Annotated in this window: 25 protein-coding genes; 19 read left to right on the top strand and 6 right to left on the bottom strand. The window is 42.3% G+C overall.

Going from position 1 to position 25,256, the window contains the following annotated elements; translation table 11 throughout:
- The first annotated feature begins 10 nt into the window (after positions 1–10).
- Genes MKZ16_RS14990 through MKZ16_RS15000 form a run of 3 tightly spaced genes read left to right on the top strand, consistent with a single transcriptional unit; the run spans position 11 to position 3,227 of the window.
- Positions 11–730 (top strand): ABC transporter ATP-binding protein, encoded by a 720-nt coding sequence (locus MKZ16_RS14990; RefSeq protein ID WP_036678220.1) that lies wholly within the window; start codon positions 11–13, stop codon positions 728–730.
- Positions 720–2,108 carry an ABC transporter permease gene (locus MKZ16_RS14995; RefSeq protein ID WP_170914247.1) on the top strand — a complete coding sequence of 463 codons (1,389 nt, stop codon included), beginning with the start codon at positions 720–722 and terminating at the stop codon, positions 2,106–2,108. The genes MKZ16_RS14990 and MKZ16_RS14995 overlap by 11 nt, the downstream gene beginning before the upstream one ends.
- A gap of 30 nt (positions 2,109–2,138) precedes the next feature.
- Entirely contained in the window at positions 2,139–3,227 is a 1,089-nt protein-coding gene (locus MKZ16_RS15000) for an efflux RND transporter periplasmic adaptor subunit (RefSeq protein WP_038570750.1), read from the top strand.
- A 19-nt stretch (positions 3,228–3,246) separates the two neighbouring features.
- Here MKZ16_RS15000 and nagZ read toward each other — a convergent pair whose 3' ends face one another.
- Complete coding sequence (nagZ, locus tag MKZ16_RS15005; RefSeq protein WP_076105597.1) at positions 3,247–4,545, bottom strand: beta-N-acetylhexosaminidase; 1,299 nt, start codon at positions 4,543–4,545, stop codon at positions 3,247–3,249.
- Positions 4,546–4,672: 127 nt separating this feature from the next.
- Here nagZ and MKZ16_RS15010 point away from each other — a divergent pair, with 127 nt between their 5' ends.
- A complete protein-coding gene (locus tag MKZ16_RS15010) occupies positions 4,673–5,176 on the top strand; it encodes a ferritin (RefSeq protein WP_036678216.1) in 504 nt (167 codons plus the stop codon).
- A gap of 37 nt (positions 5,177–5,213) precedes the next feature.
- Here the strand turns inward: MKZ16_RS15010 and MKZ16_RS15015 are convergent, their stop codons facing one another.
- Entirely contained in the window at positions 5,214–6,572 is a 1,359-nt protein-coding gene (locus MKZ16_RS15015; protein ID WP_076105598.1) for a PQQ-binding-like beta-propeller repeat protein, read from the bottom strand.
- Between the two features lie 249 nt (positions 6,573–6,821).
- Here MKZ16_RS15015 and MKZ16_RS15020 point away from each other — a divergent pair, with 249 nt between their 5' ends.
- The 9 genes from MKZ16_RS15020 to MKZ16_RS15060 all read left to right on the top strand — a co-directional run bounded on the left by MKZ16_RS15020 (position 6,822) and on the right by MKZ16_RS15060 (position 15,005).
- Positions 6,822–7,691, top strand: coding sequence for a cation diffusion facilitator family transporter (locus tag MKZ16_RS15020; RefSeq protein ID WP_036678210.1), 870 nt, complete (start codon positions 6,822–6,824; stop codon positions 7,689–7,691).
- A 150-nt stretch (positions 7,692–7,841) separates the two neighbouring features.
- A complete protein-coding gene (locus MKZ16_RS15025) occupies positions 7,842–8,252 on the top strand; it encodes a bacteriohemerythrin (protein ID WP_051491008.1) in 411 nt (136 codons plus the stop codon).
- 152 nt (positions 8,253–8,404) lie between these two features.
- Entirely contained in the window at positions 8,405–9,598 is a 1,194-nt protein-coding gene (locus tag MKZ16_RS15030) for a metallophosphoesterase (RefSeq protein ID WP_036678207.1), read from the top strand.
- A 143-nt stretch (positions 9,599–9,741) separates the two neighbouring features.
- The gene (locus tag MKZ16_RS15035) at positions 9,742–10,191 is read left to right on the top strand and encodes a MarR family transcriptional regulator (protein ID WP_076105599.1); all 450 of its coding nucleotides are present in this window, start codon (positions 9,742–9,744) and stop codon (positions 10,189–10,191) included.
- A 17-nt stretch (positions 10,192–10,208) separates the two neighbouring features.
- The gene (locus MKZ16_RS15040; protein ID WP_076105600.1) at positions 10,209–11,015 is read left to right on the top strand and encodes an NmrA family NAD(P)-binding protein; all 807 of its coding nucleotides are present in this window, start codon (positions 10,209–10,211) and stop codon (positions 11,013–11,015) included.
- Between the two features lie 71 nt (positions 11,016–11,086).
- Positions 11,087–11,764 carry a response regulator transcription factor gene (locus MKZ16_RS15045; protein WP_076105601.1) on the top strand — a complete coding sequence of 226 codons (678 nt, stop codon included), beginning with the start codon at positions 11,087–11,089 and terminating at the stop codon, positions 11,762–11,764.
- The gene (locus tag MKZ16_RS15050) at positions 11,761–13,137 is read left to right on the top strand and encodes a HAMP domain-containing sensor histidine kinase (RefSeq protein WP_076105602.1); all 1,377 of its coding nucleotides are present in this window, start codon (positions 11,761–11,763) and stop codon (positions 13,135–13,137) included. The genes MKZ16_RS15045 and MKZ16_RS15050 overlap by 4 nt, the downstream gene beginning before the upstream one ends.
- Positions 13,138–13,260: 123 nt before the next feature.
- Positions 13,261–14,325, top strand: a complete 1,065-nt coding sequence (locus MKZ16_RS15055; RefSeq protein WP_339815860.1) for an ABC transporter permease — start codon at positions 13,261–13,263, stop codon at positions 14,323–14,325.
- Entirely contained in the window at positions 14,322–15,005 is a 684-nt protein-coding gene (locus tag MKZ16_RS15060) for an ABC transporter ATP-binding protein (RefSeq protein WP_036678191.1), read from the top strand. Before MKZ16_RS15055 ends, MKZ16_RS15060 begins: the two co-directional genes overlap by 4 nt.
- A gap of 24 nt (positions 15,006–15,029) precedes the next feature.
- Here MKZ16_RS15060 and MKZ16_RS15065 read toward each other — a convergent pair whose 3' ends face one another.
- Genes MKZ16_RS15065 through MKZ16_RS15080 form a run of 4 tightly spaced genes read right to left on the bottom strand, consistent with a single transcriptional unit; the run spans position 15,030 to position 17,960 of the window.
- Positions 15,030–15,920, bottom strand: coding sequence for a LysR family transcriptional regulator (locus MKZ16_RS15065; RefSeq protein ID WP_076105604.1), 891 nt, complete (start codon positions 15,918–15,920; stop codon positions 15,030–15,032).
- A 22-nt stretch (positions 15,921–15,942) separates the two neighbouring features.
- The gene (locus MKZ16_RS15070) at positions 15,943–16,797 is read right to left on the bottom strand and encodes an SDR family oxidoreductase (RefSeq protein ID WP_076105605.1); all 855 of its coding nucleotides are present in this window, start codon (positions 16,795–16,797) and stop codon (positions 15,943–15,945) included.
- Between the two features lie 15 nt (positions 16,798–16,812).
- Positions 16,813–17,097, bottom strand: coding sequence for a GNAT family N-acetyltransferase (locus MKZ16_RS15075; protein WP_076105606.1), 285 nt, complete (start codon positions 17,095–17,097; stop codon positions 16,813–16,815).
- Between the two features lie 26 nt (positions 17,098–17,123).
- Positions 17,124–17,960 (bottom strand): AraC family transcriptional regulator, encoded by an 837-nt coding sequence (locus MKZ16_RS15080; RefSeq protein ID WP_305953517.1) that lies wholly within the window; start codon positions 17,958–17,960, stop codon positions 17,124–17,126.
- 154 nt (positions 17,961–18,114) lie between these two features.
- Between MKZ16_RS15080 and MKZ16_RS15085 the strand changes: the two genes are divergently transcribed.
- From MKZ16_RS15085 to MKZ16_RS15110, 6 genes are all read left to right on the top strand, one after another.
- On the top strand, positions 18,115–19,278 hold the full coding sequence (locus tag MKZ16_RS15085; protein WP_036678183.1) for a Gfo/Idh/MocA family oxidoreductase: 1,164 nt from the start codon (positions 18,115–18,117) through the stop codon (positions 19,276–19,278).
- Positions 19,279–19,303: 25 nt separating this feature from the next.
- Entirely contained in the window at positions 19,304–20,065 is a 762-nt protein-coding gene (locus tag MKZ16_RS15090) for a sugar phosphate isomerase/epimerase (protein ID WP_038570765.1), read from the top strand.
- Positions 20,066–20,095: 30 nt separating this feature from the next.
- Entirely contained in the window at positions 20,096–21,184 is a 1,089-nt protein-coding gene (locus tag MKZ16_RS15095) for a Gfo/Idh/MocA family oxidoreductase (RefSeq protein ID WP_036678180.1), read from the top strand.
- 29 nt (positions 21,185–21,213) lie between these two features.
- Positions 21,214–22,215 (top strand): Gfo/Idh/MocA family oxidoreductase, encoded by a 1,002-nt coding sequence (locus MKZ16_RS15100; protein ID WP_076105607.1) that lies wholly within the window; start codon positions 21,214–21,216, stop codon positions 22,213–22,215.
- A 237-nt stretch (positions 22,216–22,452) separates the two neighbouring features.
- Positions 22,453–23,493, top strand: a complete 1,041-nt coding sequence (locus tag MKZ16_RS15105; protein WP_038570772.1) for a hypothetical protein — start codon at positions 22,453–22,455, stop codon at positions 23,491–23,493.
- A gap of 215 nt (positions 23,494–23,708) precedes the next feature.
- Entirely contained in the window at positions 23,709–25,217 is a 1,509-nt protein-coding gene (locus MKZ16_RS15110; protein ID WP_076105608.1) for a malate:quinone oxidoreductase, read from the top strand.
- The last annotated feature ends 39 nt before the right edge of the window (positions 25,218–25,256 follow it).

Raw genomic sequence — 25,256 nt, forward strand, 5'->3', positions numbered from 1 at the left:
AGCAGCTCCAATGTTGCGAGTGGAAAATGTAACGCATTCTTATAAAAACGGTAATGAAACTACAGCAGTGCTTCATCAAATTGACTTTTCTGTGAAAGAGGGGGAGATGGTAGCACTGCTGGGGAGCTCGGGTTCCGGTAAGTCAACGATGCTGAATCTGATGGCAGGACTAATGAAGCCTACTGAAGGCCATATTTATATTGCCGATCAAGATATCGTGAAGATGAGTGAGAATAAGTTATCGGAATTTCGCAGAAAAAATATCGGGTTTATCTTTCAAGCGTATGAGCTGATTACTAGCATGACAGTCCGTGAAAATGTAGAGCTGCCGCTGGTTTTTCAATCCGTTGCACCCTCTATACGTAAACAAAAAGCTTTAGAATTGTTGGAAGGGGTCGGCATTCCTGATAAAGCCGACTTGTTCCCTTCCCAGCTGTCTGGCGGACAGCAGCAGCGTGTCAGTATTGCGCGCTCCTTAATTACGGAACCGTCTGTTATTTTTGCAGATGAACCAACCGGAAACCTAGATTCGAAGACAGAAGAAGAAATTATCAATATCCTGCTTAACCTGAACAAGAAGATGAAGACCACCTTCATAGTTGTAACTCACGAGCTAAAAGTCGCGGAGCAAATGCAGCGGATATTCACGCTTCGGGACGGATATATGATTACTGAAAACCAAACTTCTTCGGATACTGAACTCGAAGGGGGTATACTCATTGAGGATTAGTGATATTTCCCGCTTGGCTTGGGAACAGGTCAAACGGCGGAAAGTTGTCACAGGTCTTTGTATGGCTGGCATATCCATTGGATGTGCTGCAATCATAGTTGCATTAAGTATAGGAGACTCCGCACAGAGCTACACGGAGCGGGAAATCAACCGCAATTTCAAAATGGATGAAATTACGGTGTCGCCCAACGGAGGTATACCCTCCCAAGGAGGAGGCAGCGGTGGCAGCGGATCGTCTGCGGCCAATGAAAAGCTTGATCCCGGCAGGCTGACGGCGCAAAAGCTGGAGATTATTAAAGGCTTGCGGCATGTAACTGCAGCAGCTCCCTTTCAAGAGCTAGGGTACATACAGATGTTGACTATCGATAATAAAATAACAGATGTACAGCTTATTGGAACCGATCTACGCCTGTTAACGAAATATGATAAGAAATTCAAACAAGGCGGGGCTTCTGATTTAGTGGGAATGGCTGTACTGAACTATGGTGCAACCGTTGGACTGATTGATAACGAAACTCGGCAGCGGCTTTTTGAACAACTGAGTACAGATCCATATAACAATAAGTTGATGGAACAGTACAACAGCTTAAGTATGCTTCCAACAGATATGTACAAGCAACAGGTTCAATTACAATCTTTTGATCCCGCCTCTCAAACCGGAGGGATGTTAGTTAGCTCACCGATTCAAGTGGTGGGGATCCTCGACAACCCGAGTGGAACGAACGAGAATATGGCTATGTACGACAAGAAGATCTATGTGTCACTAGAGACTGGCGAGCGGCTTGTAGAACAAATGAAGCTATCGAGTGGAACCGCTGGGCAAAAGGGTGTCTATAACTCAGCGATTGTAAAGGTAGACAGCACTGAGAATATCGTGGAACTAGAGAAGCTTATTCAGAAACTTACACTAACGACAAGCACGAATTTGTATCAAAAAGAGGCACTCGCTGATACCTTCAGCATGGTCAAGAAAGCGGCTCTCGGTGTAGGTGTATTTATTCTAATTATTGCTTCGATCTCCATTATCGTTGCGATGACTATGTCCACTCATCAACGACGGCGGCAGATCGGTATCATGAAAGTGCTGGGCGCCAATATGGGCCAGATCCGCAATATGTTCATTACAGAAGCGGCATTGCTCGGGATGTTGGGCGGATTGCTTGGTATAGTCTTTTCATACTTGATTGTATTAGGAATTAATAAGCTCATCGGTACCTCTTCAGGAATGGGTGGAGGCGAGCCTTTGGTGATTTATATTCCTCTGATGACTCTCCCGGTAGGGATCGCATTTGCGGTAATGACAGGGGTATTATCAGGTATTTATCCGGCGATCAGTGCATCCAGAACGAATGCACTCACGGCGATTAAACGGGATTAGCTATTTTTAAGTTGAAAGGAAGCCAAAGTGATGAAGAGGAGAATCAAGTGGATTGTATTGGTACTGATTATAATTGCAGCAGGTTATTTTCTATACAATAAGATGTATAAGCCTGAAGCGCAGTTAGAGCCTGTTGAACCCCCACAAGCAATAACTTTTGAGGTCACACAGGAGACCATTACCAATTCCATACAGGTTAAAGGTAATTCTAATTATGAGAAAGAAACGCTTGTTTATGCTCCATATGCTTCAAAGGTGACAAAGTGGAAGGTTGAGAACGGTGGACAAGTCAAAAAAGGCGATTTACTGTTTACTCTCGATCAGGAAGCCTTAAAGAATGAGATCGCTACACAAGAGGCGACTATTCGAAAAGCAAAGCTGGAAGCAGAGCTGAATGAATTTGTGAGCCAGCAAGACGAGGAGAATGCAGCCCTTGGTGCGACTGAAGCAGAACGGATTAAAGCACTCACAGCCCAAGAAGCAACACGGCTAGGGGACGAGCTTAATCAGGTCAATGCAGAAATACAGGCACGCGAATTAACAGAGAAAAAAGCCAAACTTAAAACAGCACTTTATTATGCTCCGGCAACCGGCATTTTCTTATTTGACAGTGCAAGTGAAATTCCGCAAACAGTGACAGATAATCAATATATCGGAAAAATAGTAGATATGAACAAGCTTGAATTCATTGCTCTTGTAGGTGAACAAGACGTCTTCCGTATAAAGACAGGCATGAAGGTCGACGTAAAAATGACAGCTATAAAAGATTTGAAGTTATCTGGAGAAGTTACGAAGGTAGCGAAATTTGCAAAGACTGCTTCAGGTCAGAATGCCACTACCAGTTCAGTTCCTCAATTCGAAGTGGTGATCACGCTGCAGCCTGACGAGCATTTGATCGGTGGCTTAAGCTTAAACGGAGAAATTGAAACAGTTCGCAAAGAAAATGCCACCGTTGTATCCAGCATAGCTGTAATGCATGAAGGAGACCTCTCCTACGTTATGCTGGATAAAGGGGACGGGCAATATGAACGAAAAGATATCGAAGTGGGTCTGGAAACAACGGACAAAACAGAGGTTCTCTCTGGGTTGAAGGTTGGAGATGTTGTTGTTCTTCAGTAAAAATGACTAACGCTTAGATTTACTTCTCAATCGTTTGACGCCAAACGTTAATATCTTTATTAAGATCGGTAAGATCAGGAACCGGGATTTGCTCATCGGAAAGGTTATATTTGGCTTTTAAGGCTAAGATCCGATAGACGCTTTCATCAATCCGTGTTTCTTGAATCTTACCGTTTTTTACGTTTTGCAGGAGGGAGTCCATGACCCGTTCTTCATTATCATAGCCATGAGCGACAAGGAGAATATCACTACCTGCATTCACAGTATCTACAGCTGCTGCAGCCAGATCGTAGTTCTTCATGATGGCTCCCATGGTTAGATCATCTGTAATTACGATTCCTTGGTAGCCCATTTCATCTCGAAGCTGTTCACCAATAATGGTACGCGATAAGGATGCAGGTTTGTCTGGATCTAATTTTGGAAACAAAATATGAGCGACCATTACGGCGTCCGTCCCCTCTTTAATGGCTGCTTGGAAGGGGAGCCATTCTAATTCGGCTAGCTGACCGGCTGTTTTATTCACAATCGGCAGAGCCAGATGGGAGTCGACAGAGGTATCTCCGTGTCCTGGGAAATGTTTGACAACAGGAACGACGCCTTCACTCTCAATTCCCTTCATTTCGGCAATCCCTAGTTGAATGACTTGGCCAGCAGCATTACCGAACGAACGATCTCCGATGACTGGATTATCTGGATTGCTATTGATATCGAGAACGGGAGCAAAGTTCATATTAAATCCGGCTGAACGTACTTCTCTTGCGAGCAGCTTTCCCATTTTCTCGGCAGCAGCAGCGTCATTACTTGCACCCACTGTTCCGTTAGAAGGGAATGTAGCATATTCTTTAGGCATCCGGCTGACTTTTCCACCCTCTTGATCCACACTCATGAATAGTGGGGCAGGGTTGCCAGTGTTACTCTTTTTCATAGAATTGATAAGACTGATCATCCCTTTCAGGTTTTTAATATTGTCCTTATAGAGGATGATTCCACCGATTTTGTCTTCGGTAATCATCTTTTTAGCTTGCTCATCAAGGACAGTTCCATCAATTCCAACTAGGAGCATTTGTCCGATTTTTTCTTCCAAAGTCATCTCAGCAACCTGAAGAGCAATTGGATCGCTGATTGCTGAGGGGGTGGGAGCCAAGCTAGCGGTTGGTGAAGGTGTGGATTGGGAGGTCGGTGTAGCGGTAGCTTCAGATTGTGAATTATTGCTGCTATTGGAACAGCCAGCTATGAGGAACAGTGACACCATAGCTGCAATAATGAAGAGTGTACCGGAAATCTTAGGCTTTAGGCTGTGACGGGTCAATCTAATCATCTGAATAGTCGTCCTTTCGTTAGCTAAATTAGATATTGGGAGAGGAATCCTTGCTGACTTAGAAGCACGGTGATAAGATAAACTTAAATATTTACATATTAAATTTGAATAATGAGGTGACGGTCCAATGAAAGATGGATTAGTACAAGCACTTAATGAACAGATGAATTTCGAGTTTTATTCCGCTCATGTTTATCTAGCGATGGCTGCTTATTGTTCCGGCGAAAGTCTGGATGGATTTGCAAACTTTTTTCTAATTCAAGCCGAAGAAGAACGGTTCCATGCCATGAAGATTTATAAGTTCCTTAACGATCGGGATAACCGTGCTACGCTAGAAGCACTACCAGAGCCGAAGAACGAATATAACTCGATGTTAGATGCTTTTGAACATGCCTTCGCGCATGAACAACAGAACACTAAACGGTTCTATCATTTGGCTGATCTTGCTCTGGATGAGCGTGAACATGCGACGATTTATTTCTTGAAATGGTTTATAGACGAGCAAGTAGAAGAAGAAGCACTCTTTAGCAACATCATCAGTAAACTGAAACGAATTGATAAAGATAGCAACGCCTTCTACATGCTGGATGCCGAGTTTGCTGCACGTACTTTTACAGCTCCGGCTGAATAAGTTATTGAAGCCCAAAAGCCTGAGAAATCAGGCTTTTTTATTTTATATATGCAGGAAGTTTAATGGCGAGCAGCTTATTATCCGTCCGAATCATCAGCATCCCTCCAGTTTTGAGGGAAGGGGCGAAGTTACGAGAGCCTGTGTTCACAGTGAAAATAGGCTTTAGAGTTAACATGTCATAAGCGTGAAATAGGCCATCAGATTGTCCACTATAAACCACGTTTCCGAACAGATCCGTCTGTACCACTGGATTCTCTCCAATATTGAGGTCGACAAGCTGTCCAGTTCCTAGCTTAAGTGCGGATAAAGTACCTTTATCTTGATTTTGAAATAACATTCTTTGTTTATAAACTTGGTTCAGTGGAGAGTCTTTTTCTTTAACCATCGAGGTCCAGGTTTGCACCGGCTTACCCTCTGCAGAATAATTCCAGAAATCATATTTCACAAACTTACTACCCTGAAAGATATAAAAGTCTTTTCCATCCAAAAACGCGTTTCCATTCATCCCATTATAAGTGTACACACCATCCTTATTCTCGGTATCTGTCCATTTATATAAACGTTCTCCTTTTAATTCTCCCGTCTTTATGTTGAACACGGATACTTTGACTTTACGATTTACCGGGTCATCATCCATCATAAATGTATTCGTAATGGAGTAGAGAAGTCCATCCTTCACTGCTAACGGCATCCATTGCCGGGTCTGGTCCCATAGTTTTTTTCCTGTCAGACTGTCATAGGCGGCTAGTCCAGCAGTAGTTAAGGCCCCTTGAGACAGATAGCTGCGAATAACGACCCCATCTGATTCCATGACCTCTGATAAGCCTGTAAAGTTATTGCTTTTCTCTACAGCCTTCCATTTGATCTTTCCGGTTACGGCGTCAACTGCTGCTAATTGTTCCTCTTGTGTAACATAAATAGTAGATCCTAAACGCTGTATATTTGTAGCTTTGGGGAGTGTTATGGAAGCCGACCATGCCTTTTTACCTGCCTCATTAACGGCATATAGTGAGCCGCTTTGGGTCAGACCGTAGATAAATCCATTGCTGTATGTGAATAGCGGCGCTAATCCACTTCCGAACTCCCATAATTTTTTGCCTGTTGCCGCATTCATTGCGGTTAATTTTTCATTGCGCTGCAACGCAAAGATCTTCCCGTTTTCCGCGAGTGCTGTAATGTCCTGTCCGGTGATTCTGTCTTTTTTTAAAATGGCGAGTTGTGCTGACCAAACAGGTTTTAGGATCGGGGCTATGACTTCACTGTAATAAGTGTTACTTAGGCTTACAACTGCTTTTTCTGCGGAAATGACTGACGTTGATCCACTGTTTGTTATTGGAATCAAAATACTCCCTATAGCTAAACATGTAACAATTTTCTTCGGAAAAGACTGAATCATCACTCCACGCTCCTTTGAATTTGTCATTACTATAATTAGACAATAAAAATAGCAAAAAGTTACTATTCCAGAAGAATGGAAGCAAAGTTGAACGGGGGCAAACTATGTTACGTCCTGCAAAACAGTTACGACCTTGCAACTCTATTTGACAGAGGGAACTATTGCGCCCCGTAGCAACACTGTTTCTCTAGACCCACCCGATTCTCAAAGTGTAGTATAGAACAATACTATTCTTTGGGGGTTCTTTTTTTGGAAACTTATAACGACATTAAACAAGGCGAAAAAGGAGCTTGGCTAAGCATCGTTGCTTATATCTTTTTATCAGCTATCAAGCTGTTCATAGGTACGGTCTCAGGATCTCAAGCGTTGCTTGCAGATGGATTGAATAACAGTACAGATATTATTGCTTCTATCGCGGTACTAATTGGCCTGAAGATTTCCAGAAGACCGCCGGATTCGAACCACAGCTACGGGCATTTTAGAGCGGAGACCGTGGCTTCATTAATTGCTTCATTCATTATGATTGCGGTAGGGCTTCAAGTTTTGTATCAAGCTGTGAACAAGTTTATTCAACCAGCACTGGAAAGTCCTGATCTTATAGCGGCATGGACGGCAGTGGGCTGTGCTGTAGTTATGATGGCTGTCTATATGTATAATATTAGGCTGGCCCGCGCCATTAACAGTAACGCAATGCGGGCAGTAGCACTGGATAATCGATCAGATGCTATAGTTAGCGTGGGCGCTTTTATCGGAATTGTGGCTTCCTCCTTAGGCGTTCCTTGGCTTGACCCGCTTACAGCTATCATTGTCGGACTAATCATCTGTAAGACGGCATGGGATATCTTTAGCAAGGCTACGCATGATCTAACGGACGGATTTGATGCGGAAGAGCTTGAACAGATGAAAGAAACTGTGGCAGAAATTGATGGCGTACAATCCATAAAAGATATCAAAGCCCGTATCCATGGGAATAACGTATTAGTAGACACAACTGTACTAGTGGATTCTCAGCTAAGTGTGGTGCAGAGCCATGATATTACGGAAGAAATTGAAGAACAGTTAAAAGACCGGCACCAAGTTTCCAATGTACTTGTACATATCGAACCCGTGATGAAGTAGAGATTATTAAATAGGTACCAAATCAGTAGGTGCTATATGTACAGCTAAAGGTTGAATATAGACGCCTGTGATGTTGTTAATAGTTCTTTTGTGGAGAAAGGTGGAAAATAAAATTGAAATGTAATTTTCAAGAAACGGAATGGTGATTTCATGATCGCTTGGAAAGATTCATATGATATCGGTGTAGAAAAAATTGACTGCCAGCACAGACAGTTGTTAGCGAAATTGAACGAGTTCTTTGAAGCATGCAGTAATCAGCAAGGAAAAGAAAAGATTGAGGAAACGCTGAAATTCTTGAAAGAATACACGATTGAACATTTCAGTAATGAAGAGCAGCTGATGGAGGAGATCAACTTCCCTGAACTAGCTGAACATCGTCAGACGCATGCTGATTTCGTGAAGGCAGTTCTCGAATTGGAAGAAACGGTCAAAACAAAGGGAGTGTCCGTACTCTCAACCATCAAGCTTAATCGAACGTTAACAGACTGGCTGATAAATCACATCAATAAATGCGATAAGCTGATTGGTCAATGTATGGCCACACGTGATAAAGCGATATAAGATAAACCTCCAAAGAAGATGCCGTAGGGCATTTTCTTTTTTTAGTTCCGATGTTTTCCGAACACCGCATTGCAGTTTATACTGGGTTAACGGTTTGTGTTATGATTTGAGATAAGAGGTAGAGAAGTAGTTAGGTAAAGGGGAGAGAAACGATGAAAACATTACGAATGTTAGCTTCAGGATTCGCTATGCTGCTCATTCTGGGTCTTGTTAATTTCTACATTGGCTATCACGGTTGGCTGCTTATTGATGAATGGTTTTCAGGTGTTTCGTCAGCAGTATTCTGGACATTATTTATACTCATCGCTTTTGCGTATGTCATTGGAATGATTCCATGGCCAAAATCGGTTAAACCGATCGCCAGATTCTTTAAAGTTATTGGATCGTATTATCTAGCCTGTATGGAATTTGCTATCATTACGTTACCTTTGGCAGACCTATTATACGTGATACTGGGATGGTCGGGAATCGATCGTACCTATTACATCGCAGAAGCGGGCGGGACAATTCTGATATTATTGGCAGTTTTTCTGGTCTGGGGCTCAATCAACGCCTGGAGTACCGTGATCCGCACACATTCCATTCCTATTGATAAATCCATTGGCACCAGTACGCCATTAACGATCGCGGTTGCTTCAGACCTGCACTTAGGGAATATCGTGGGCAATCGTCATCTCAAAAAAATGGTGTCACAAATGAACGCTATGCAACCCGATGTGATTTTGCTGGCTGGAGATGTCTTGGATGACAGCATTGAACCTTTTATACGCAATAGTATGAGTGAACAGATTAAACAGTTAAAAGCTCGTTATGGTGTCTACGCAGTACTGGGCAATCACGAATATTATGGTGGATCAATTAAGGAATATACCGATTTGATGAGTAGTATTGGGATCAAGGTCCTGCAAGATGAGGTTGAAGAAGTCGCAGGAACCTATATTGTAGGCCGAAAAGATAAGACAGCCGAGGCGATGGAAGCCGGTGGCAGACAAAGTGTAAGCTCCTTGCTCGAAGGACTTGATCTTACACGTCCTGTGATTATGATGGATCATCAGCCTACAGGCTTCGACGTAGCCGCTCAAGCTGGGGTAGACGTTCTACTCTCTGGTCATACACACCGAGGACAGATTGCTCCAAATCACTGGATCACTAAACGTTTGTTCGAGCTGGACTGGGGATATCTTCGTAAGGACAATTTGCATGTAGTCGTGTCGTCAGGTTATGGAACATGGGGACCCCCAATTCGTTTAGCAAGCCGGTCGGAGATCATTAAGCTGGAGGTTATGCTGGAGGGTTCTAAAAAATACAGTGAAGAGCCTGTTTCCACAAAAACGGTGTTAATCTAAGGTGAGTTTATATTTAGAGGCTGTTTCATCAGCAGATTTATTCTGCTAGGTGAGGCAGCTTCTTTTTTTTGACAACGCATGGGGATTGTAGTATGTTTGAAAAAAGTTAAGGACTTAACTATATTGGAGCTGAATTATAGAATATGGATCATTTACAACAAGTTGTGCTGAATCAGCCATTGCATACCAAAGCATTTTTTACATTAGTTGAAGCTACTGCAAATTTGGTTTCTGTCTCTGAGAAATATTGGCAGTCGAAAGGATTGAACGGAGCAAGAATTCGTATCTTGGTGGAGATCTCTAAACAGGGAGGTGCGATTTTACCTTCTACATTGGCTCAAATTATTGGAGTTACCAAAGCTAATATAAGCATGCTGTTAATACCATTGGAACGAGATGGATTAATAACCCGTTCGAATGATACAAAGGATGGCAGAAAAAGCGTCATTTCGATTACAAGTGAAGGCCAGCAATTACTTCTGGAGCATCTTCCAGAGAATCGTCAGGCTGTCGCAGAGAGAATGCAAAATCTGAATGATCAGGAGCTACACCAACTTATCTTTTTATTACAAAAACTCAGTACATTCGAATAACAGAAAGGGTGTTATGTATGTCAATTATGGTTACAGGAGCCACAGGTCAATTAGGCAGCTTAATTATGGAGAACCTTGAGAAGTATGTTCCGGCTAGTCAAGTTATTGCTTGTGTTCGTCAGCGAGAGAAAGCTGCTAATTATTTAGAAAAAGGGTTCGAAGTCCGTTTTGGCGATTATGACCAGTTGGATTCGTTAATTGAAGCTTTTACAGGGGTCACAACATTACTTTTAATCTCCAGCTCTCATACCGATGATAAGATCAGATTAAATCAGCATGCTCAGGTCATTCATGCAGCAAAAAAAGCCGATGTGAAACATCTGCTTTATACTGGATTTGCCTTTCCCCCCAAAGGTCCGATTCCTTCTTATCATATTCATTTACTAACTGAGCAGTTGATTCTTGAATCAGGGATAGCTTATACGTTTCTGCGTAACGCTTTGTATATAGATTTTGTGGGTGTGCTTGGGTTGAAGGAAGCGATGGAAAGCGGCGAGCTACCCACTTATCCAGGGAACTGGCAGTTTAATTCTGTCACTCGTGAGGACCTCGCTTTAGCTACGGCAAAGGTTCTTACAACGAGTGGACATGAGAACCAAGTCTACGAACTAGCCGCACCTAACGTTTGGGACTTTAATGACTTAGTTGATGTATTATCAGAGTTATCTGGGAAAAGAATTACGTATCGCCAGGATTCAAGTATTCAGCATTGGATATATTCGTTTCTTGCGAAGACAGATACTGCTTCTACATCAAAAGATCTGGAAAGGCTGATGGAGCGGAAGGTTACCACACTTAGAGAGAGTATCAAGCTTTTTGTTTGATCTGACTTTAGTTGTTCTATCGTTATAAAGTTGTTACTATGAGTTCATCCATTATTCAGGGAGTGTAAATGATGAAGAAGATTTTAGTAGCAGATGACGATGTGAATATTCGAACATTATTAAAACATGTACTAACAAGGGAAGGATATCAGGTGATGGAAGCCAGTGATGGCCGAGATGCGATACATAAATTGCAGGACAGTATTGCGGATTTAGCGGTCGTAGATGTAATGATGCCACATGTAGATGGGTTAGAGCTATGTCAGCATATTAGAGAAACGTATGATATTCCGATCATTTTATTGACAGCACGCCAGCAGCTGAGTGATAAAGAGCAAGGTTATTTGCGGGGGACGGATGATTATGTAACGAAACCTTTTGAGCCTGAAGAGTTGCTGTTCCGGATCAAAGCGTTATTTCGCCGCTATTCCATTGCTTCAGATGATCGGATTCGATTAAATTCTCTAGTCATTGACCGCAAAAATTATGAAATAACCGATGGTGATGAGGTTCTGCTGCTGCCGGTAAAAGAGTTTGAGCTTTTGGCCCAGCTCGCACAATATCCAGGCAGGTTATATACACGTAGTGAGTTAATTGAACTGGTATGGGGCATGGATTATGAAGGTGATGAGCGAACAGTCGATGTACATATCAAACGTTTGCGTCAACGCTTCATAGATTATCAGGAGGATTTTGTGATCCGAACCGTTCGAGGCATTGGCTATAAATTGGAGATGGTTAACGTATGAGATCCTTGTATGTCCGGATGTGTATTGTCTTCTGTTCAGTAATTGTGGTAAGTAGCCTTCTTGGATTTTTGGTGTCTAATATCTACTATCAAGCCCAGATTAAATCTCAGAACGATGCCAAACTTACCGGAATGGCTATCGAGGTTCAACAATTCGCAGAATCACATCCGGAAACGATGGAGGATTATTTGCGGAGTATAGCCAAGCTGGGTTATAAAATCTATTTAACAGATGCTGAAGGGGAATCAAGATTCTACGGTAAGCCCTTTAGAAAAGAAGATTTGGATGAGCAGCAACTAGAGAAGGTTCTGAATGGGCAAATTTATCATGGGGTCGCGGATTTCCCGGACAGTGCATTTATTACCGGATTTTTTGATAATCAACTGCGTAATTCAATTGGTGTTCCTGTAAAAGTAAACAATGAGACGTATGCTTTGTTTATGCGTCCGGATGCTGAAGTACAGTTCGGTGAGCTCCGCGTCTTTTTCGCTGTGATCATTGGGTTCACCGTGTTGTTTAGCTTAGGCTTTGTAATGATTAGCGTACTGCATGTAGTTAGACCTATTACACGTTTGACGACGGCCACTAAACGGATCTCAAAAGGCAGATACGATATCAAATTGAATACGTGGCGGCGTGATGAGATTGGTCAGTTAGCTTCCCATTTTATGATTATGAGCCGGGAGCTGGAACGAACAAATCGGGCACGTCAGGAATTTGTCGCTAATGTATCGCATGAAATTGAGTCGCCATTAACATCTATTCAGGGATTTGCCCAAGCGTTACAAGATTCAACCTTACCTGAGGATGAACGGTTACAGTATCTCAATATTATTGACCAAGAAAGCCATCGCCTTTCCTTGCTAAGCAAACAGCTGCTTACCTTGTCTTCGCTTGATTATGATCCTAATTCCATACAGAAAAAGTCGACAGACTTGCGTGCACAACTAAGACAGGTCGTACAAATCATGGAATGGAGATTAACAGAGAAACAACTGGCCGTGCGTTTGAATCTTGCTGACATCAGCGTTCTAGGGGATTCAAATCTATTGTTCCAGGTATGGATGAACCTGCTCTCCAATGCCATAAAATACACACCTGCTGAGGGTTCCATTATGATTTCCGCGAAGCTTGTGGAACAGAACTGTATTGTTTCTGTGTCTGATACTGGTGAAGGTATTTCAGCCGAGGAGTTACCGTTAATCTTCGATCGTTTCTATAAAGTAGATCGAGCACGAACGCATGAAACCCATAGCAGCGGACTTGGACTTGCGATTTCTCGAAAAATCGTAGAAGCGCATAACGGAACCATTGAAGTAACCAGTACTTTGGGTGAAGGGACTACCTTTACAGTTACACTTCCGCTTTTGTAATTCATTATTCATACTCCGTTCATTTTCATCTTCTAAACTGTGACTATACAGATTAGAAGGAGTGGTAATATGTTTTTAGCCTTAAGGGAAATGCGACATTCTAAAGCCAGATACCTATTAATTATGGTTATCATGTTATTGGTTTCCTTTCTTGTACTTTTCGTCACGGGACTAGCCAGAGGATTAGCTTATGCAAATATCTCTGCAGTAGAGAACATGCCGGCGAATTATTTTGTAGTACAAGGTGATGCGGATCAGACCTTTAGACGTTCTCAGTTAACAGATGCGGAGCTCCAGAATGTACGTGCAGTAGTTGGAGACAATAATGCGTCTTCGCTTGCAATGCAGATGAGCACTGTCACTGCTAACGATGCAGACGTAAAAGCAGATATTACTTTTTTTGCAGTAGATATGACTGGGTTATTAGCTCCTAAAGTAGTTGAAGGTGACAAGATTACAAATGAGACAAATGGTAAAGTCCTTGTTGATCGTGACCTGGAACAGTCAGGAATCAAACTTGGCAGTATCATTCGTGATCAGGCAACCGGGATGGAATTTACTGTCGCAGGTTTTGTTGAGGATAGCTCTTACAGCCATACCCCAGTAGTTTATATCAACAATCAGGATTGGCAAGCTATGAAGCAGGGGGTTAACCAAGGAGAAGAAAACTCTTCGTCGGTACCGTTTAATGTGATTGCCCTTAATGCGAATGCTGATCAAGTAGATAAGATTTCAACGAATGTAAAAGATGTAGAGGTCATTACGCAAAAAGTAGCTATATCCAATATTCCGGGCTACTCGGCAGAGCAGGGTTCACTGCTAATGATGATTGTTTTCCTGTTTGTGATCGCAGCGTTTGTTCTGGCGGTATTCTTCTATGTCATTACGATTCAGAAAACAAGTCAGTTTGGTATTCTGAAGGCGATGGGTACTAAAATGTCTTACTTGGCTTGGAGCGTGGTAGGGCAGGTCATGATTTTAGCTATATCAAGTCTTTGCATTAGCTTACTGCTTACCTTTGGGATGAATAAGGTCCTGCCAGATTCGATGCCATTCCAACTAGAGCCTTCCACCATTCTTTTAACCAGCTGTTTATTCGTTGGGATGTCTCTTTTAGGATCACTAATTTCTGTCGCTAAAGTGGCAAAAGTAGATGCATTAGAAGCTATTGGGAGGGCTGGAGCATGAGTGCAAAACTAATTATGAAGCAAGTAACCAAAAACTACGGTGATGGCGACACAACGGTGTCTGTGCTGAACAATTTGAATCTGATCGTTAATGAAGGGGAATTCGTTGCTGTCCTTGGACCTTCGGGAACAGGGAAAAGTACATTCCTTTCAGCGGCTGGTGCGCTTCTAACACCTACTAGCGGTGAGATTTTTATAGATGGAGAATCACTTACAGATAAAAGTAAAAGTGAGCTGACAGAGCTCCGTTTAGAGAAGATAGGCTTTATGTTCCAAAGCGCTCAACTATTGCCTTATTTGAAGGTAGAGGAGCAACTCCTTTTTGTAGCTAAGCAGGGGAAAATGAGTGCTAAGGAAGCGAAGGAACGGGCTGCCGATTTGATGAAACGATTGGATATCTGGAAACGGCGTAATCACTATCCGGAGCAGCTATCCGGTGGGGAGAAGCAGCGTGTAGCTATCGCTAGAGCATGGATGAATAAACCAGCGATTCTCTTTGCAGATGAACCGACAGCCAGTCTGGACTTCAAACGCGGAAGAGAAGTTGTACGCATGATCGCTGATGAGGTGAAGAGTGAGGGGAAAGCAGCGGTAATGGTCACTCATGATGAACGGATGCTCGAATGGTGTGACCGCGTTCTGCATCTGGAAGACGGGCATTTGGTTGAACATCAAGTATAATTTCATAGTGTGGAAGAAAAAAAGCTACTTGTCTTTTCTAAAGACAAGTAGCTTTTTTATAAAGACATCGGTAGCTAAGGAAGAAGAACATTCTTGATGTCGGATGATCGAGAATTGCCTTTCCAGATGATGTTGCCTGATTGGCAGCTCCTTGATCTCACCACTTTCCAGTTCCTTCCGTACAATCCATCTGGAGAGCATGGCGATTCCGAGACCGGAGGCCACAGCTTCTTTAACACCTTGAGAGCTGTTGAAGACATAGGATCTTTTAACAGAAATATCTTCCTCCTGTAGGAAATGATCGCTGAAAGCTCGTGTGCCCGAGCCATGCTCGCGAAGCACCCAAACCTGATCCTGCAACATGCTCTGCTCCACAGAAATCGCTTTTGACAGAGGGTGGGTAGCAGGGGCGACCATAATCATCTCGTCTTTCATATAAGGAGTGACGTTGAGATCATTCTCATGGACCTCGCCTTCAATAAACCCTATGTCCAGTTCGTTGGATTTAACGCCTCCAATAATCTCCTCAGTATTGCCTATCGTCACTTGCAGCTTGACCTGCGGATATTGATTGGCAAAATCAGCAAGTCTTGCCGGCAAAATATATTCACCAATAGTAAAACTAGCGCCGATATGTATACTCCCAGTGACTTCGTCCTGAAGCATATGGATTTCCTGACTTGCTTCATCGAAATGAGCCAATATTTGTTTGGCGTGTTTATAAAGAATACTACCGGCTTCTGTTAATCTAACCTGTTTAGAAGAACGATGCAGGAGTTTAGCACCGAGATCATTCTCAAGATTCCGGATATGCAGACTGACACCGGGTTGAGATAAATTCAGCGCTTCTCCTGCTTTGGAAAAATGACTCAGTTCAGCTACAGTAACGAATACGCGTAATGGATCTACAATCATTTTAATCCCTCATTAGATTAGTCTATACTCCCGAATAAGCCAAGAATCCACCGTCAACGGGGACGGTAACTCCGGTCACAAAGCTGGACATTGCTTCATCTGCTAACCAGAGTAGTGTGCCAAGCAGATCCTCCGGCTGTCCAAAGCGGCGCATTGGAGTATGAGAGATGATTTTTTGGGAACGGTCTGTAAGCTCGCCATCTTCACGAACCAACAGCTTCTCATTTTGTTTAGTAAGGAAAAAGCCAGGGGCAATGGCATTCACACGTATACCAGACTCAGCGAAATGAACGGAGAGCCACTGGGTGAGATTATTAATTCCTGCTTTGGCAGCGCTGTAGGCAGGTACTTTGGTCATTGGAGAAGGTGCGCTCATGGATGAAATATTAATTACAGATGTGCCCGTTCTGCCGAGCATCTGCTTGGCAAAAACTTGGGTTGGGATCAATGTTCCAATCAGATTAAGGTCCATCACGTTGCGAAATCCATCTACACTAAGGTCAAAAAAAGTGAATATGTCCGGGTTCTCCATGTCATCATTTTTGAAAATCTCTTGGGTCGTATTTGCTGAGGAATCATTTCCGCCAGCACCGTTAATTAATAGATCGCAAGGACCCCAGTGATTCTTAACAGCTTCTGCGGCTTTCATAACACTCTGTTGATCTGTAACATCACAGGAGAGTGAAATTGCTTGACCGCCTGCGGCAGTAATTTCAGCGGCAACCAAATCTCCCTTAGCTGCGGTACGATTTAGAATCGCGACTTTAGCTCCTTGTCGACCTAACTCTAGCGCCATAACCCGGCATAATACACCGGCTCCTCCGGTAATCACAGCGATTTTTCCTTCTAATGTTGGATGCAAAGTTAATTCTAGCATAACCATTGAGCCTCCCTAAAAGTCCTGAGTGTGATTAAAGTTCCTTATCAAGTACGAACTAATCCCTGTTTGGATTGCCCATCGTTCACAGGTTTCTACAAGCTGTCTGCCAATTCCTTCTCCGCGGCAAGTCTGATCAACAACAAGACCTCCGATTTCAACAAATGAAGGAGATTCAAGCAAAATTCGAACGGTCGCATGTATCCATCCTACCAATCGGTGATCTGATTCAGCTACATATACAGCATGATCTCTATGGGTTCCGATTTCTTGTAGTCGTTCTCCTAATTGTTCCAACACATAGATCCGGACATTCCCTAATAAATTTACTTAGTGCTGTTACGATAGGCAGAAGGGGAGATTCCTATTGTCTTTTTGAAATATTTAGAGAAATGGGCTAATTCCATACTTACTTGCTCCGCGATATCTGAAATGCTGAAATTGCTATAAGAAAGCTGTCTTTTAGCATGCTCCATTCTTTTCAATTGTACATAATGCATGGGGGGAACCCCTATAAATTTCTTGAAGTAGGGGATGAAATAGTTCGGATGTAAGTGGACAATTTCTGCTAACTCTTCTATTTCTATGGGTTTATCCAGCCGCTCATCAATATATTGAAGAACATAGGCGAGCTTTCCTTGATCCCCCGTATGTATAAATTCTTGCATAAAGTCTGTTTTGATATTCTCGTTCGATTCAAGGCAAGTAGCAATTAGATTGAGGACGTTCGCCTGAGTACGCAGAATGGACAATACATCATCTTTTTGAAACTGTTCGATCATTTCTGTGAAAATAACCCGTACGGAATCTGGGTCGGGCGCATCACAGATAAACAGTTTGTTTGCCGAATGGAATAAGGGCCACTCCCCAATATCAGCATCAAAATGGCAGAAATAGCGTGTATAGGGATCATTCATTGACGTTTCTGTAGTTTGAGTGCTTCCTGCGGGCATGATCATTAGCTGACCTGCTCTCGGATAATAAGTAACACCGTTAATGATAACTTTTCCCTCACCGCGGTCAATAAAATACAGCCGATTAAATGTTGGGGTTTCCAGCGTACGATTCCACCCGCTATATCCGCTTCTAAGTTGGGCATGGGTCACTTTTACGGTAAGATTCTGGAGGAATCTGCCGGTAAGGTTACCTGGATTATTCATCATCTAGCTCCTCTATGACTTGATTATCCTTATTATAACGAATTTATTTAACTAAATCATCTTATTATTATGCAAATAATGCTTAGTTTCGATCATGTTCATGTCTATTAATTAAGTATATTCTCATAACATAACCTCAAATAGGGAAGTGATCTGATTGAATAAAGTACGGTATGGCATTATTGGAATTGGGAATATGGGGAGTGCGCATGCACAAAGTCTGTTGAATCATATTAAAGATGCTGAGCTTGCAGCTGTATGTGATGTAAGGGAAGAACGTTTGAAATGGGCAGAAGAGCATTTACCGGAAAGTGTACAGAAATTTGCAACACCCCAAGAGTTATATGAGTCTCATCTCATAGATGCAGTATTAATCTGTACTCCACATTATGATCATCCAACTTTAGCTATCGAGGCTTTTCAATATGGTTATCATGTATTGGTAGAGAAACCGGCTGGGGTCTATACCAAAGCTGTTAAGCAGATGAACGAAGCTGCAGCAAAGTCTGATCGCAAATTCGGAATCATGTATAACCAGCGGACGAATCCTTTATATCAAAAGCTTAGGGATCTCATAAAGTCTGGTGAACTAGGCGAAATCCGCCGCACAAATTGGATCATCACCAACTGGTACAGATCACAAAGTTACTATAATTCCGGTGGTTGGCGGGCTACATGGGCAGGCGAAGGTGGTGGGGTGCTGCTGAATCAAGATCCTCATCAACTAGATTTATGGCAGTGGACGACAGGTATGATGCCTAAGCGGATCAGAGCGTTTTGTCATTTTGGTAAATACCGCAATATTGAGGTTGAAGATGATGTAACCGCTTATGTGGAATATGAAAATGGTGCGACAGGGCTTTTTATCACCACAACAGGTGAAGCACCGGGAACTAACCGTTTCGAAATTACTGGCGATCAAGGAAAAATCGTAGTGGAAGACGGGAAGCTAACCTTTTGGCGTCTACGCACGCCGGAGCCGCAATTCAATGCAGAGTTTACGGGAGGATTCGGCAGCCCAGAGTGTTGGAAATGTGAGATTCCTGTAGAAGAAGGTGGCGGTGAACAGCATAAAGGAATTTTGCGGAACTTTACGAATGCCATTCTACACGATGAGAAATTGTTAGCTCCGGGTGAGGAAGGTATTCACGGTCTAACGTTATCTAATGGAATGTATTTATCGGCTTGGACCGACGATTGGGTGGAGTTACCGATTGATGAAGATTTATTTTATGAGAAGCTCATGGAAAAGGTAGAGAATTCTAACTTCAACAAAGAAACCACAGTCGCCCAAACCTTTGATGTTAAGGGAACTCATTAAATTCTAATCAGAGAGGAAAGATCCTATGAATCGTTCAACCATTGCTGCTCAAATGTACACATTACGTGATTTTACTAAAACTGCGGAGGATTTAAGATCCACTTTTCAAAAGGTATCTGCTATGGGTTATGAAGCTATTCAGATTTCAGCCATCGGGCCGATCGATCCGAAACTCGTAAAAGAGTATGCGGATGAATCAGGTCTGGCAATATGTGCAACCCATGTGTCATGGGATCGCCTAACGAACGATTTGGATGCTTTAGCCGCTGAACATAAGCTGTGGAACTGCAAAAATATTGGACTAGGAAGTTTACCGGAAATATTCCGTACGGGACAAGAAGGTTACCGTGAATTCGCAAAGCTGATGTCGGACATTGCAGTTACTTTAAAAGATCAACATGATCTGCAATTTGTTTATCATAATCACGATTTTGAATTTGAACGCTTTGATGGAATGACTGGCATGGAAATTCTGCTCACCGAGTCTGATCCTGCCGTTGGTTTTGAGCTGGATTTATATTGGGTTCAAGCAGGCGGAGGGAGTCCGGCTGAATGGATACGCAAAGTTGCAGGCAGAATGCAGGTAGTTCATTTAAAAGATATGGCGATCGTTAATAGAAAACAGATCTTTGCTGAAATCGGTGAAGGGAATATGAACTATAAAGAAATTATCAATGTTTGTCGCGAAACAGGTGTTGAATGGTTCGTAGTGGAGCAGGATGTTTGCCGTCGTGATCCTTTTGAAAGCTTGGAGATCAGTCTGCGTTATCTTCTTAATACGTTATAGAATGGAGTAATACTGATTAGGAGGGGTTTTATGAATCGGAAAAATGGGATGACCTATGCACCAACATATGAATCCAAACCAGTAGTGAAGCCGGGTGAATTCATCATTGCCGCTATTGCCCTAGATCACGGTCATATTTACGGGATGTGTAACGGACTGGTTGAAGCAGGGGCAGAGCTGAAATGGGTATATGATCCGGATGAGGAAAAGGTCAGAAATTTTATTAGTAAATATCCCGGTGTCAAAGCTGCTGGATCTGTGGAAGAAGTTCTGGAAGATCCCGAAGTGCGATTAATAGCAGCGGCAGCAATTCCATCTGAACGCGGACCTTTAGGCAATCGGGTAATGGCTCACGGGAAGGACTATTTTACGGATAAAGCACCCTTTACAACCCTGGAACAGCTTGAATCCGCTAGAGCAGTGGCAGCAGCAACTAATAAGAAATATATGGTCTACTACAGTGAACGCCTTCACGTTGAAAGCGCTATCTATGCTGGGCGGCTGATTCAGCAAGGAGCTATCGGCCGTGTCCTGCAAGTCATTGGATTAGGGCCACATCGTCTAAATGCTCCTAACCGGCCGGAATGGTTTTTCCAAAGGGAGAAATATGGTGGGATTTTGTGTGACATAGGCAGTCATCAAATAGAACAATTTTTGTATTATGCAGATTGTCAGGATGCTTCGGTTATTCATAGTAAAGTGGCCAATTACAACCATCCGACTTATCCCGAATTAGAGGATTTTGGTGATGCTACTCTTGTAGGTGACAATGGGGCAACACAATATTTTCGCGTGGATTGGTTTACGCCTGATGGGCTGGGCACATGGGGAGACGGGCGCACGATGATTATGGGTACTGAAGGATATATTGAACTGCGTAAATATACTGATATGGGTCGTTCAAATACACCGGATCATGTGTACTGGGTCAATGGGGAAGGGGAACATTATGAGCATGTAGCTGGGAAGGTTGGTTTTCCTTTCTTTGGTGAGCTAATCCTTGACTGTCTGAATCGGACAGAGCTGGCGATGACACAGAGCCATGTGTTCAAAGCTGCCGAGCTATGTCTGAAGGCTCAAGAACAAGCGATCAATCTAACCCCGGCAATACTCAGATAACGATTGAATGATGAACGGGGGTAATATAGATGAAAGAACTTGGAGCAGCCATTATTGGATGCGGAGCCATTTTCCCTCTACATGCAAAAACATTAACAGGCATCGATGGTGTGAGCCTACTTGCAGTTGCAGATATTGATGCTGACAAAGCATTACATGCGGCTAAAGAATATGACTGCCAAGCTACTAATGATTATAGAGAAATTTTAAAGGATGACCGTATTCATGTTGTACATCTCTGTACGCCTCATTATTTACATGCAGAAATGGCTACGGAGTTGTTACAAGCAGGAAAACATGTCCTTACCGAAAAGCCTATGGCGGCAGATCTTCCTTCAGCCAGACGAATACTTGAAGCCGCACAGCAAAGCACAGGTCAGCTTGGTGTGGTGTTTCAGAACCGTTATAATGATGCCTCCATATATATTAAGCAGGTCATTGATTCAGGAATATATGGGAAGCTGCACTGCATGAAAGGAATCGTGACCTGGCACCGCAGCGAAAGTTATTATAGCGATAGTGACTGGAGAGGACGCTGGTCTACGGAAGGTGGAGGCCTGCTAATTAACCAAACTATCCATACACTAGATTTACTTCAGTGGTTTGGTGGAGAGGTTGCATCGGTGAAAGGGAGTATAACCACGGATGTGCTAAATGGGGTCATAGAGGTAGAGGATACCGCCCATGCCTCCATCGATTTCACTAGTAATGTCAGAGGGCTTTTTTATGGTACAAATACCTATCTGGAGAATTCTCCAGTGGAGCTGGAGCTAGTCTTTGAAGAAGGGACTATCAACCTCCGCAGAGATCATTTATATCTTTGGAAGGATGGAAAGGAAACCTTGCTGTGTGAGCCTAGATTTAGTGCTACGGAAGGTAAATCCTATTGGGGTACCGGGCATAAGAGACTGATTGAGGACTTCTATGAGCATGTCGCCAGGGGTCAAAAGTTTTGGTTGGATGGTGCTGAAGGGATAAAAGCGCTGGAGTTGGTGGCGGGGATTTATAGTTCATCGCAAAAGGCTGAATAAATAATAAATAAGCTGTATCAAAAGTAGATTACTCTACGAATGATACAGCTTATTGTATTTTTAATGTGAATCAATTATTCTCAATCCTCATAAATCAACGGAACTCTAAATATTCTATAACCTACCTTTTTAGCTTGTCCATGGGGTTGATTTATGTAATTATGTTCTTGGGTAAGTAATTCGTAGATTTACAATAAATATATAATGATGATTAACGGCAGGTAGGAGGGGTTAGGAATGAGTGTTACATGGAAAAGAAGGATTCTGATCAATGATCCTATTTCACTAGATCCAGTTCAGATTCAGCAAGACTTGTACAGCGGCAACCAAGTGATTGTTCAGTTCTCTGATCCATCGACCTATGGCTCGATTCTGGATGAAGTAAATGAGCTTTGCGCGCGTTTTGATGAAAATTTTGGAGTGCGTTTTTATGGCCATTATTCTGTATCCTTTGATTGTGAGACACTCCTGCAGATTCCAAATGTTAAAATGCTGCTGCTGAATTGTCTTCGCCAGGCACATAACACGAACGTATTGGCTAAGCTGAATAACCTGTATAGTCTGAGCGTGGGTATTTATGAGCTTGAGAATTCGGAGATTCTGAGTATAGATACGTTGCGGTCTTTAAGCATTTTAAATATTAGTTCGGAGAAAAAGACGCTTAATCTGGAATACCTAAAAGAATTCTCTCGTCTAGAACAGTTGCATGTAATAGGAAAGGTTAAAAACCTTGATGCTATTGGAGATCTGGAGGATCTTACCTATCTCGCGCTGCACTCCATCAGCAACAAACCCTTACATTTTATTAATCGGCTAAAGAAATTGAAAGAACTTCGCATTTTACTTGGAGGCAGAGAACATATTCAGGACATCGAAGAGAATGAGATCGAAAGCCTGGAAATTTGTAGAGTCCGTGGCTTTCATGATCTGAGTAATATTTCGGTTTTTCGTGCGTTAAAAAAGCTTGTGATTGAAGATCAAATCCAGCTACGTGAGATTAACTTTGATCAGCAGATGAAGGCATTGGAAGAGCTAACGATTATGAATTGTAAAACATTGGCTCATTTGACGGGAATGGAGCAATTACCTTTTCTGCACAAGCTTCGTATTTTCAAAACGGCGATCGATTTTGATTCATTTATAGAACAAGAGCTTCCAATTGGCTTAACTACATTAGAGTTTGCAACTTTTAAAAGAAAAGTAGATCAGGAAATTCAAAAAACAATAGTAGGGTTGGGATATCAAAACGGAATTGTCTACAATGAGAACAGGGGATGATACAGCTTTTTTTATTCCATAAATCTTGAGGACTTATTTCTATCTTTTTTACAAGCTTTTAAATATTTTATTTTTTTCATATAATAGTAGATATTAAATTTATAAATAATTGTAATACACCATGATAAGGTTATAATTGATACAGAAAAGGTGTGACGCCTAAGAAGGAGCGCCCACATCCTTTCTGCAAAATTCAGGGGATAAGGATGGTAATAATGGGCAAAAGTGCAACTGATACAGACGTCATTTTAATTGGTGCCGGAATCATGAGTGCGACTTTAGGAACACTTTTGAAGGAATTAGTACCGGAATGGAAAATTAAAGTATTTGAAAAGCTTGAAAAAGCAGGGGAAGAAAGCTCTAATGAATGGAATAATGCAGGAACCGGGCATGCGGCGCTCTGTGAGCTTAATTATACTGTTGAAAAGCCAGACGGATCTATAGATATTAGCAAAGCTATTCAGATTAATGAACAGTTTCAGCTTTCGATGCAGTTTTGGTCTTATCTTGTAAATCGTAAGCTGATACATAATCCCCAGGACTTTATTATGCCGTTACCTCATATGAGTTTGGTGCAAGGGGAGAAGGATATAGCTTTTTTAAAGAAAAGATTTGAAGCGCTCTCAAAAAATCCATTATTCCAAGGTATGGAATTTTCTGCTGACTCTAAAAAACTGATGGAATGGATTCCGCTTATTATACAAAATCGTCCAGCGAACGAATCCATTGCGGCTACAAAAATTGACTCTGGAACGGATGTTAACTTTGGTGCTTTAACGCGTATCTTATTTGAGCATTTAAAGAGTAAAAACGTCGATCTCCACTACAAGCATAGTGTCAATAGTATGAAGCGCAACAGTGCTGGCTTATGGGATCTGAAAATCAAAAATGCCAGCGGTAACATTGAACAACATACAGCGAAATTTGTGTTTATTGGTGGCGGGGGAGGAAGCCTGCACTTACTGCAGAAATCAGGTATTCCTGAAGGAAAACATATAGGTGGATTCCCAGTAAGTGGTATTTTTATGGTGTGTAATAATCCGGAAGTTATTGCACAGCATCATGCCAAAGTATACGGCAAAGCTAAAGTTGGAGCCCCTCCAATGTCCGTACCGCACTTAGACACAAGATTTATCGACAATAAAAAATCACTGTTATTTGGACCATTTGCCGGCTTCTCACCTAAATTCTTAAAAACGGGCTCAATGTTTGATTTAATAACTTCTGTAAAACCGGATAACCTCATAACAATGCTGTCGGCAGGTGCTAAAAATATGTCATTAACAAAATATCTGATCGAACAAGTGCTGTTATCGAAAGAAAAACGTCTGGAAGAACTGAAAGAGTTTATCCCCAATGCCAAAATTGAAGATTGGGATCTTGTTGTAGCTGGTCAGCGTGTGCAAGTTATCAAAGATACAGAAGCTGGCAAAGGCACACTTCAATTTGGTACCGAGGTTATTAGTGCCGCTGATGGTTCGGTCGCAGCACTGTTAGGGGCTTCCCCTGGAGCTTCTACGGCTGTTCACGTGATGCTTGAAGTGCTTAACAAATGTTTCCCTCAATATATAAAAGAATGGGAACCCAAAATAAAAGAAATGATTCCTTCTTATGGCTTGTCACTTATGGATAATCCCGTGCTTCTGCAGAAAATTCATACTACAACAGCAGCTACACTGGGTTTAGGTGGAAAAGAACATGTTTTTAATCAAAAGGTGTTTTAGTAATAAAAGGGCTGCCGAGAGGCAGCTTTTTTTTCTGCT

The sequence above is a fragment of the Paenibacillus sp. FSL R5-0928 genome, assembly GCF_037970385.1.
Classification (GTDB): domain Bacteria; phylum Bacillota; class Bacilli; order Paenibacillales; family Paenibacillaceae; genus Paenibacillus_AQ; species Paenibacillus_AQ odorifer.

Excerpts from the sequence above, each read along its gene's own strand:
- MKZ16_RS14990 (WP_036678220.1), top strand. The coding sequence starts at position 11 with ATGTTGCGAGTGGAAAATGTAACGCATTCTTATAAAAACGGTAATGAA.
- MKZ16_RS15000 (WP_038570750.1), top strand. The coding sequence starts at position 2,139 with ATGAAGAGGAGAATCAAGTGGATTGTATTGGTACTGATTATAATTGCA.
- nagZ (WP_076105597.1), bottom strand. The coding sequence starts at position 4,545 with ATGATTAGATTGACCCGTCACAGCCTAAAGCCTAAGATTTCCGGTACA.
- MKZ16_RS15010 (WP_036678216.1), top strand. The coding sequence starts at position 4,673 with ATGAAAGATGGATTAGTACAAGCACTTAATGAACAGATGAATTTCGAG.
- MKZ16_RS15015 (WP_076105598.1), bottom strand. The coding sequence starts at position 6,572 with ATGATTCAGTCTTTTCCGAAGAAAATTGTTACATGTTTAGCTATAGGG.
- MKZ16_RS15025 (WP_051491008.1), top strand. The coding sequence starts at position 7,842 with ATGATCGCTTGGAAAGATTCATATGATATCGGTGTAGAAAAAATTGAC.
- MKZ16_RS15030 (WP_036678207.1), top strand. The coding sequence starts at position 8,405 with ATGAAAACATTACGAATGTTAGCTTCAGGATTCGCTATGCTGCTCATT.
- MKZ16_RS15035 (WP_076105599.1), top strand. The coding sequence starts at position 9,742 with ATGGATCATTTACAACAAGTTGTGCTGAATCAGCCATTGCATACCAAA.
- MKZ16_RS15040 (WP_076105600.1), top strand. The coding sequence starts at position 10,209 with ATGTCAATTATGGTTACAGGAGCCACAGGTCAATTAGGCAGCTTAATT.
- MKZ16_RS15045 (WP_076105601.1), top strand. The coding sequence starts at position 11,087 with ATGAAGAAGATTTTAGTAGCAGATGACGATGTGAATATTCGAACATTA.
- MKZ16_RS15050 (WP_076105602.1), top strand. The coding sequence starts at position 11,761 with ATGAGATCCTTGTATGTCCGGATGTGTATTGTCTTCTGTTCAGTAATT.
- MKZ16_RS15055 (WP_339815860.1), top strand. The coding sequence starts at position 13,261 with ATGGTTATCATGTTATTGGTTTCCTTTCTTGTACTTTTCGTCACGGGA.
- MKZ16_RS15060 (WP_036678191.1), top strand. The coding sequence starts at position 14,322 with ATGAGTGCAAAACTAATTATGAAGCAAGTAACCAAAAACTACGGTGAT.
- MKZ16_RS15065 (WP_076105604.1), bottom strand. The coding sequence starts at position 15,920 with ATGATTGTAGATCCATTACGCGTATTCGTTACTGTAGCTGAACTGAGT.
- MKZ16_RS15070 (WP_076105605.1), bottom strand. The coding sequence starts at position 16,797 with ATGCTAGAATTAACTTTGCATCCAACATTAGAAGGAAAAATCGCTGTG.
- MKZ16_RS15080 (WP_305953517.1), bottom strand. The coding sequence starts at position 17,960 with ATGATGAATAATCCAGGTAACCTTACCGGCAGATTCCTCCAGAATCTT.
- MKZ16_RS15090 (WP_038570765.1), top strand. The coding sequence starts at position 19,304 with ATGAATCGTTCAACCATTGCTGCTCAAATGTACACATTACGTGATTTT.
- MKZ16_RS15095 (WP_036678180.1), top strand. The coding sequence starts at position 20,096 with ATGAATCGGAAAAATGGGATGACCTATGCACCAACATATGAATCCAAA.
- MKZ16_RS15100 (WP_076105607.1), top strand. The coding sequence starts at position 21,214 with ATGAAAGAACTTGGAGCAGCCATTATTGGATGCGGAGCCATTTTCCCT.
- MKZ16_RS15105 (WP_038570772.1), top strand. The coding sequence starts at position 22,453 with ATGAGTGTTACATGGAAAAGAAGGATTCTGATCAATGATCCTATTTCA.
- MKZ16_RS15110 (WP_076105608.1), top strand. The coding sequence starts at position 23,709 with ATGGGCAAAAGTGCAACTGATACAGACGTCATTTTAATTGGTGCCGGA.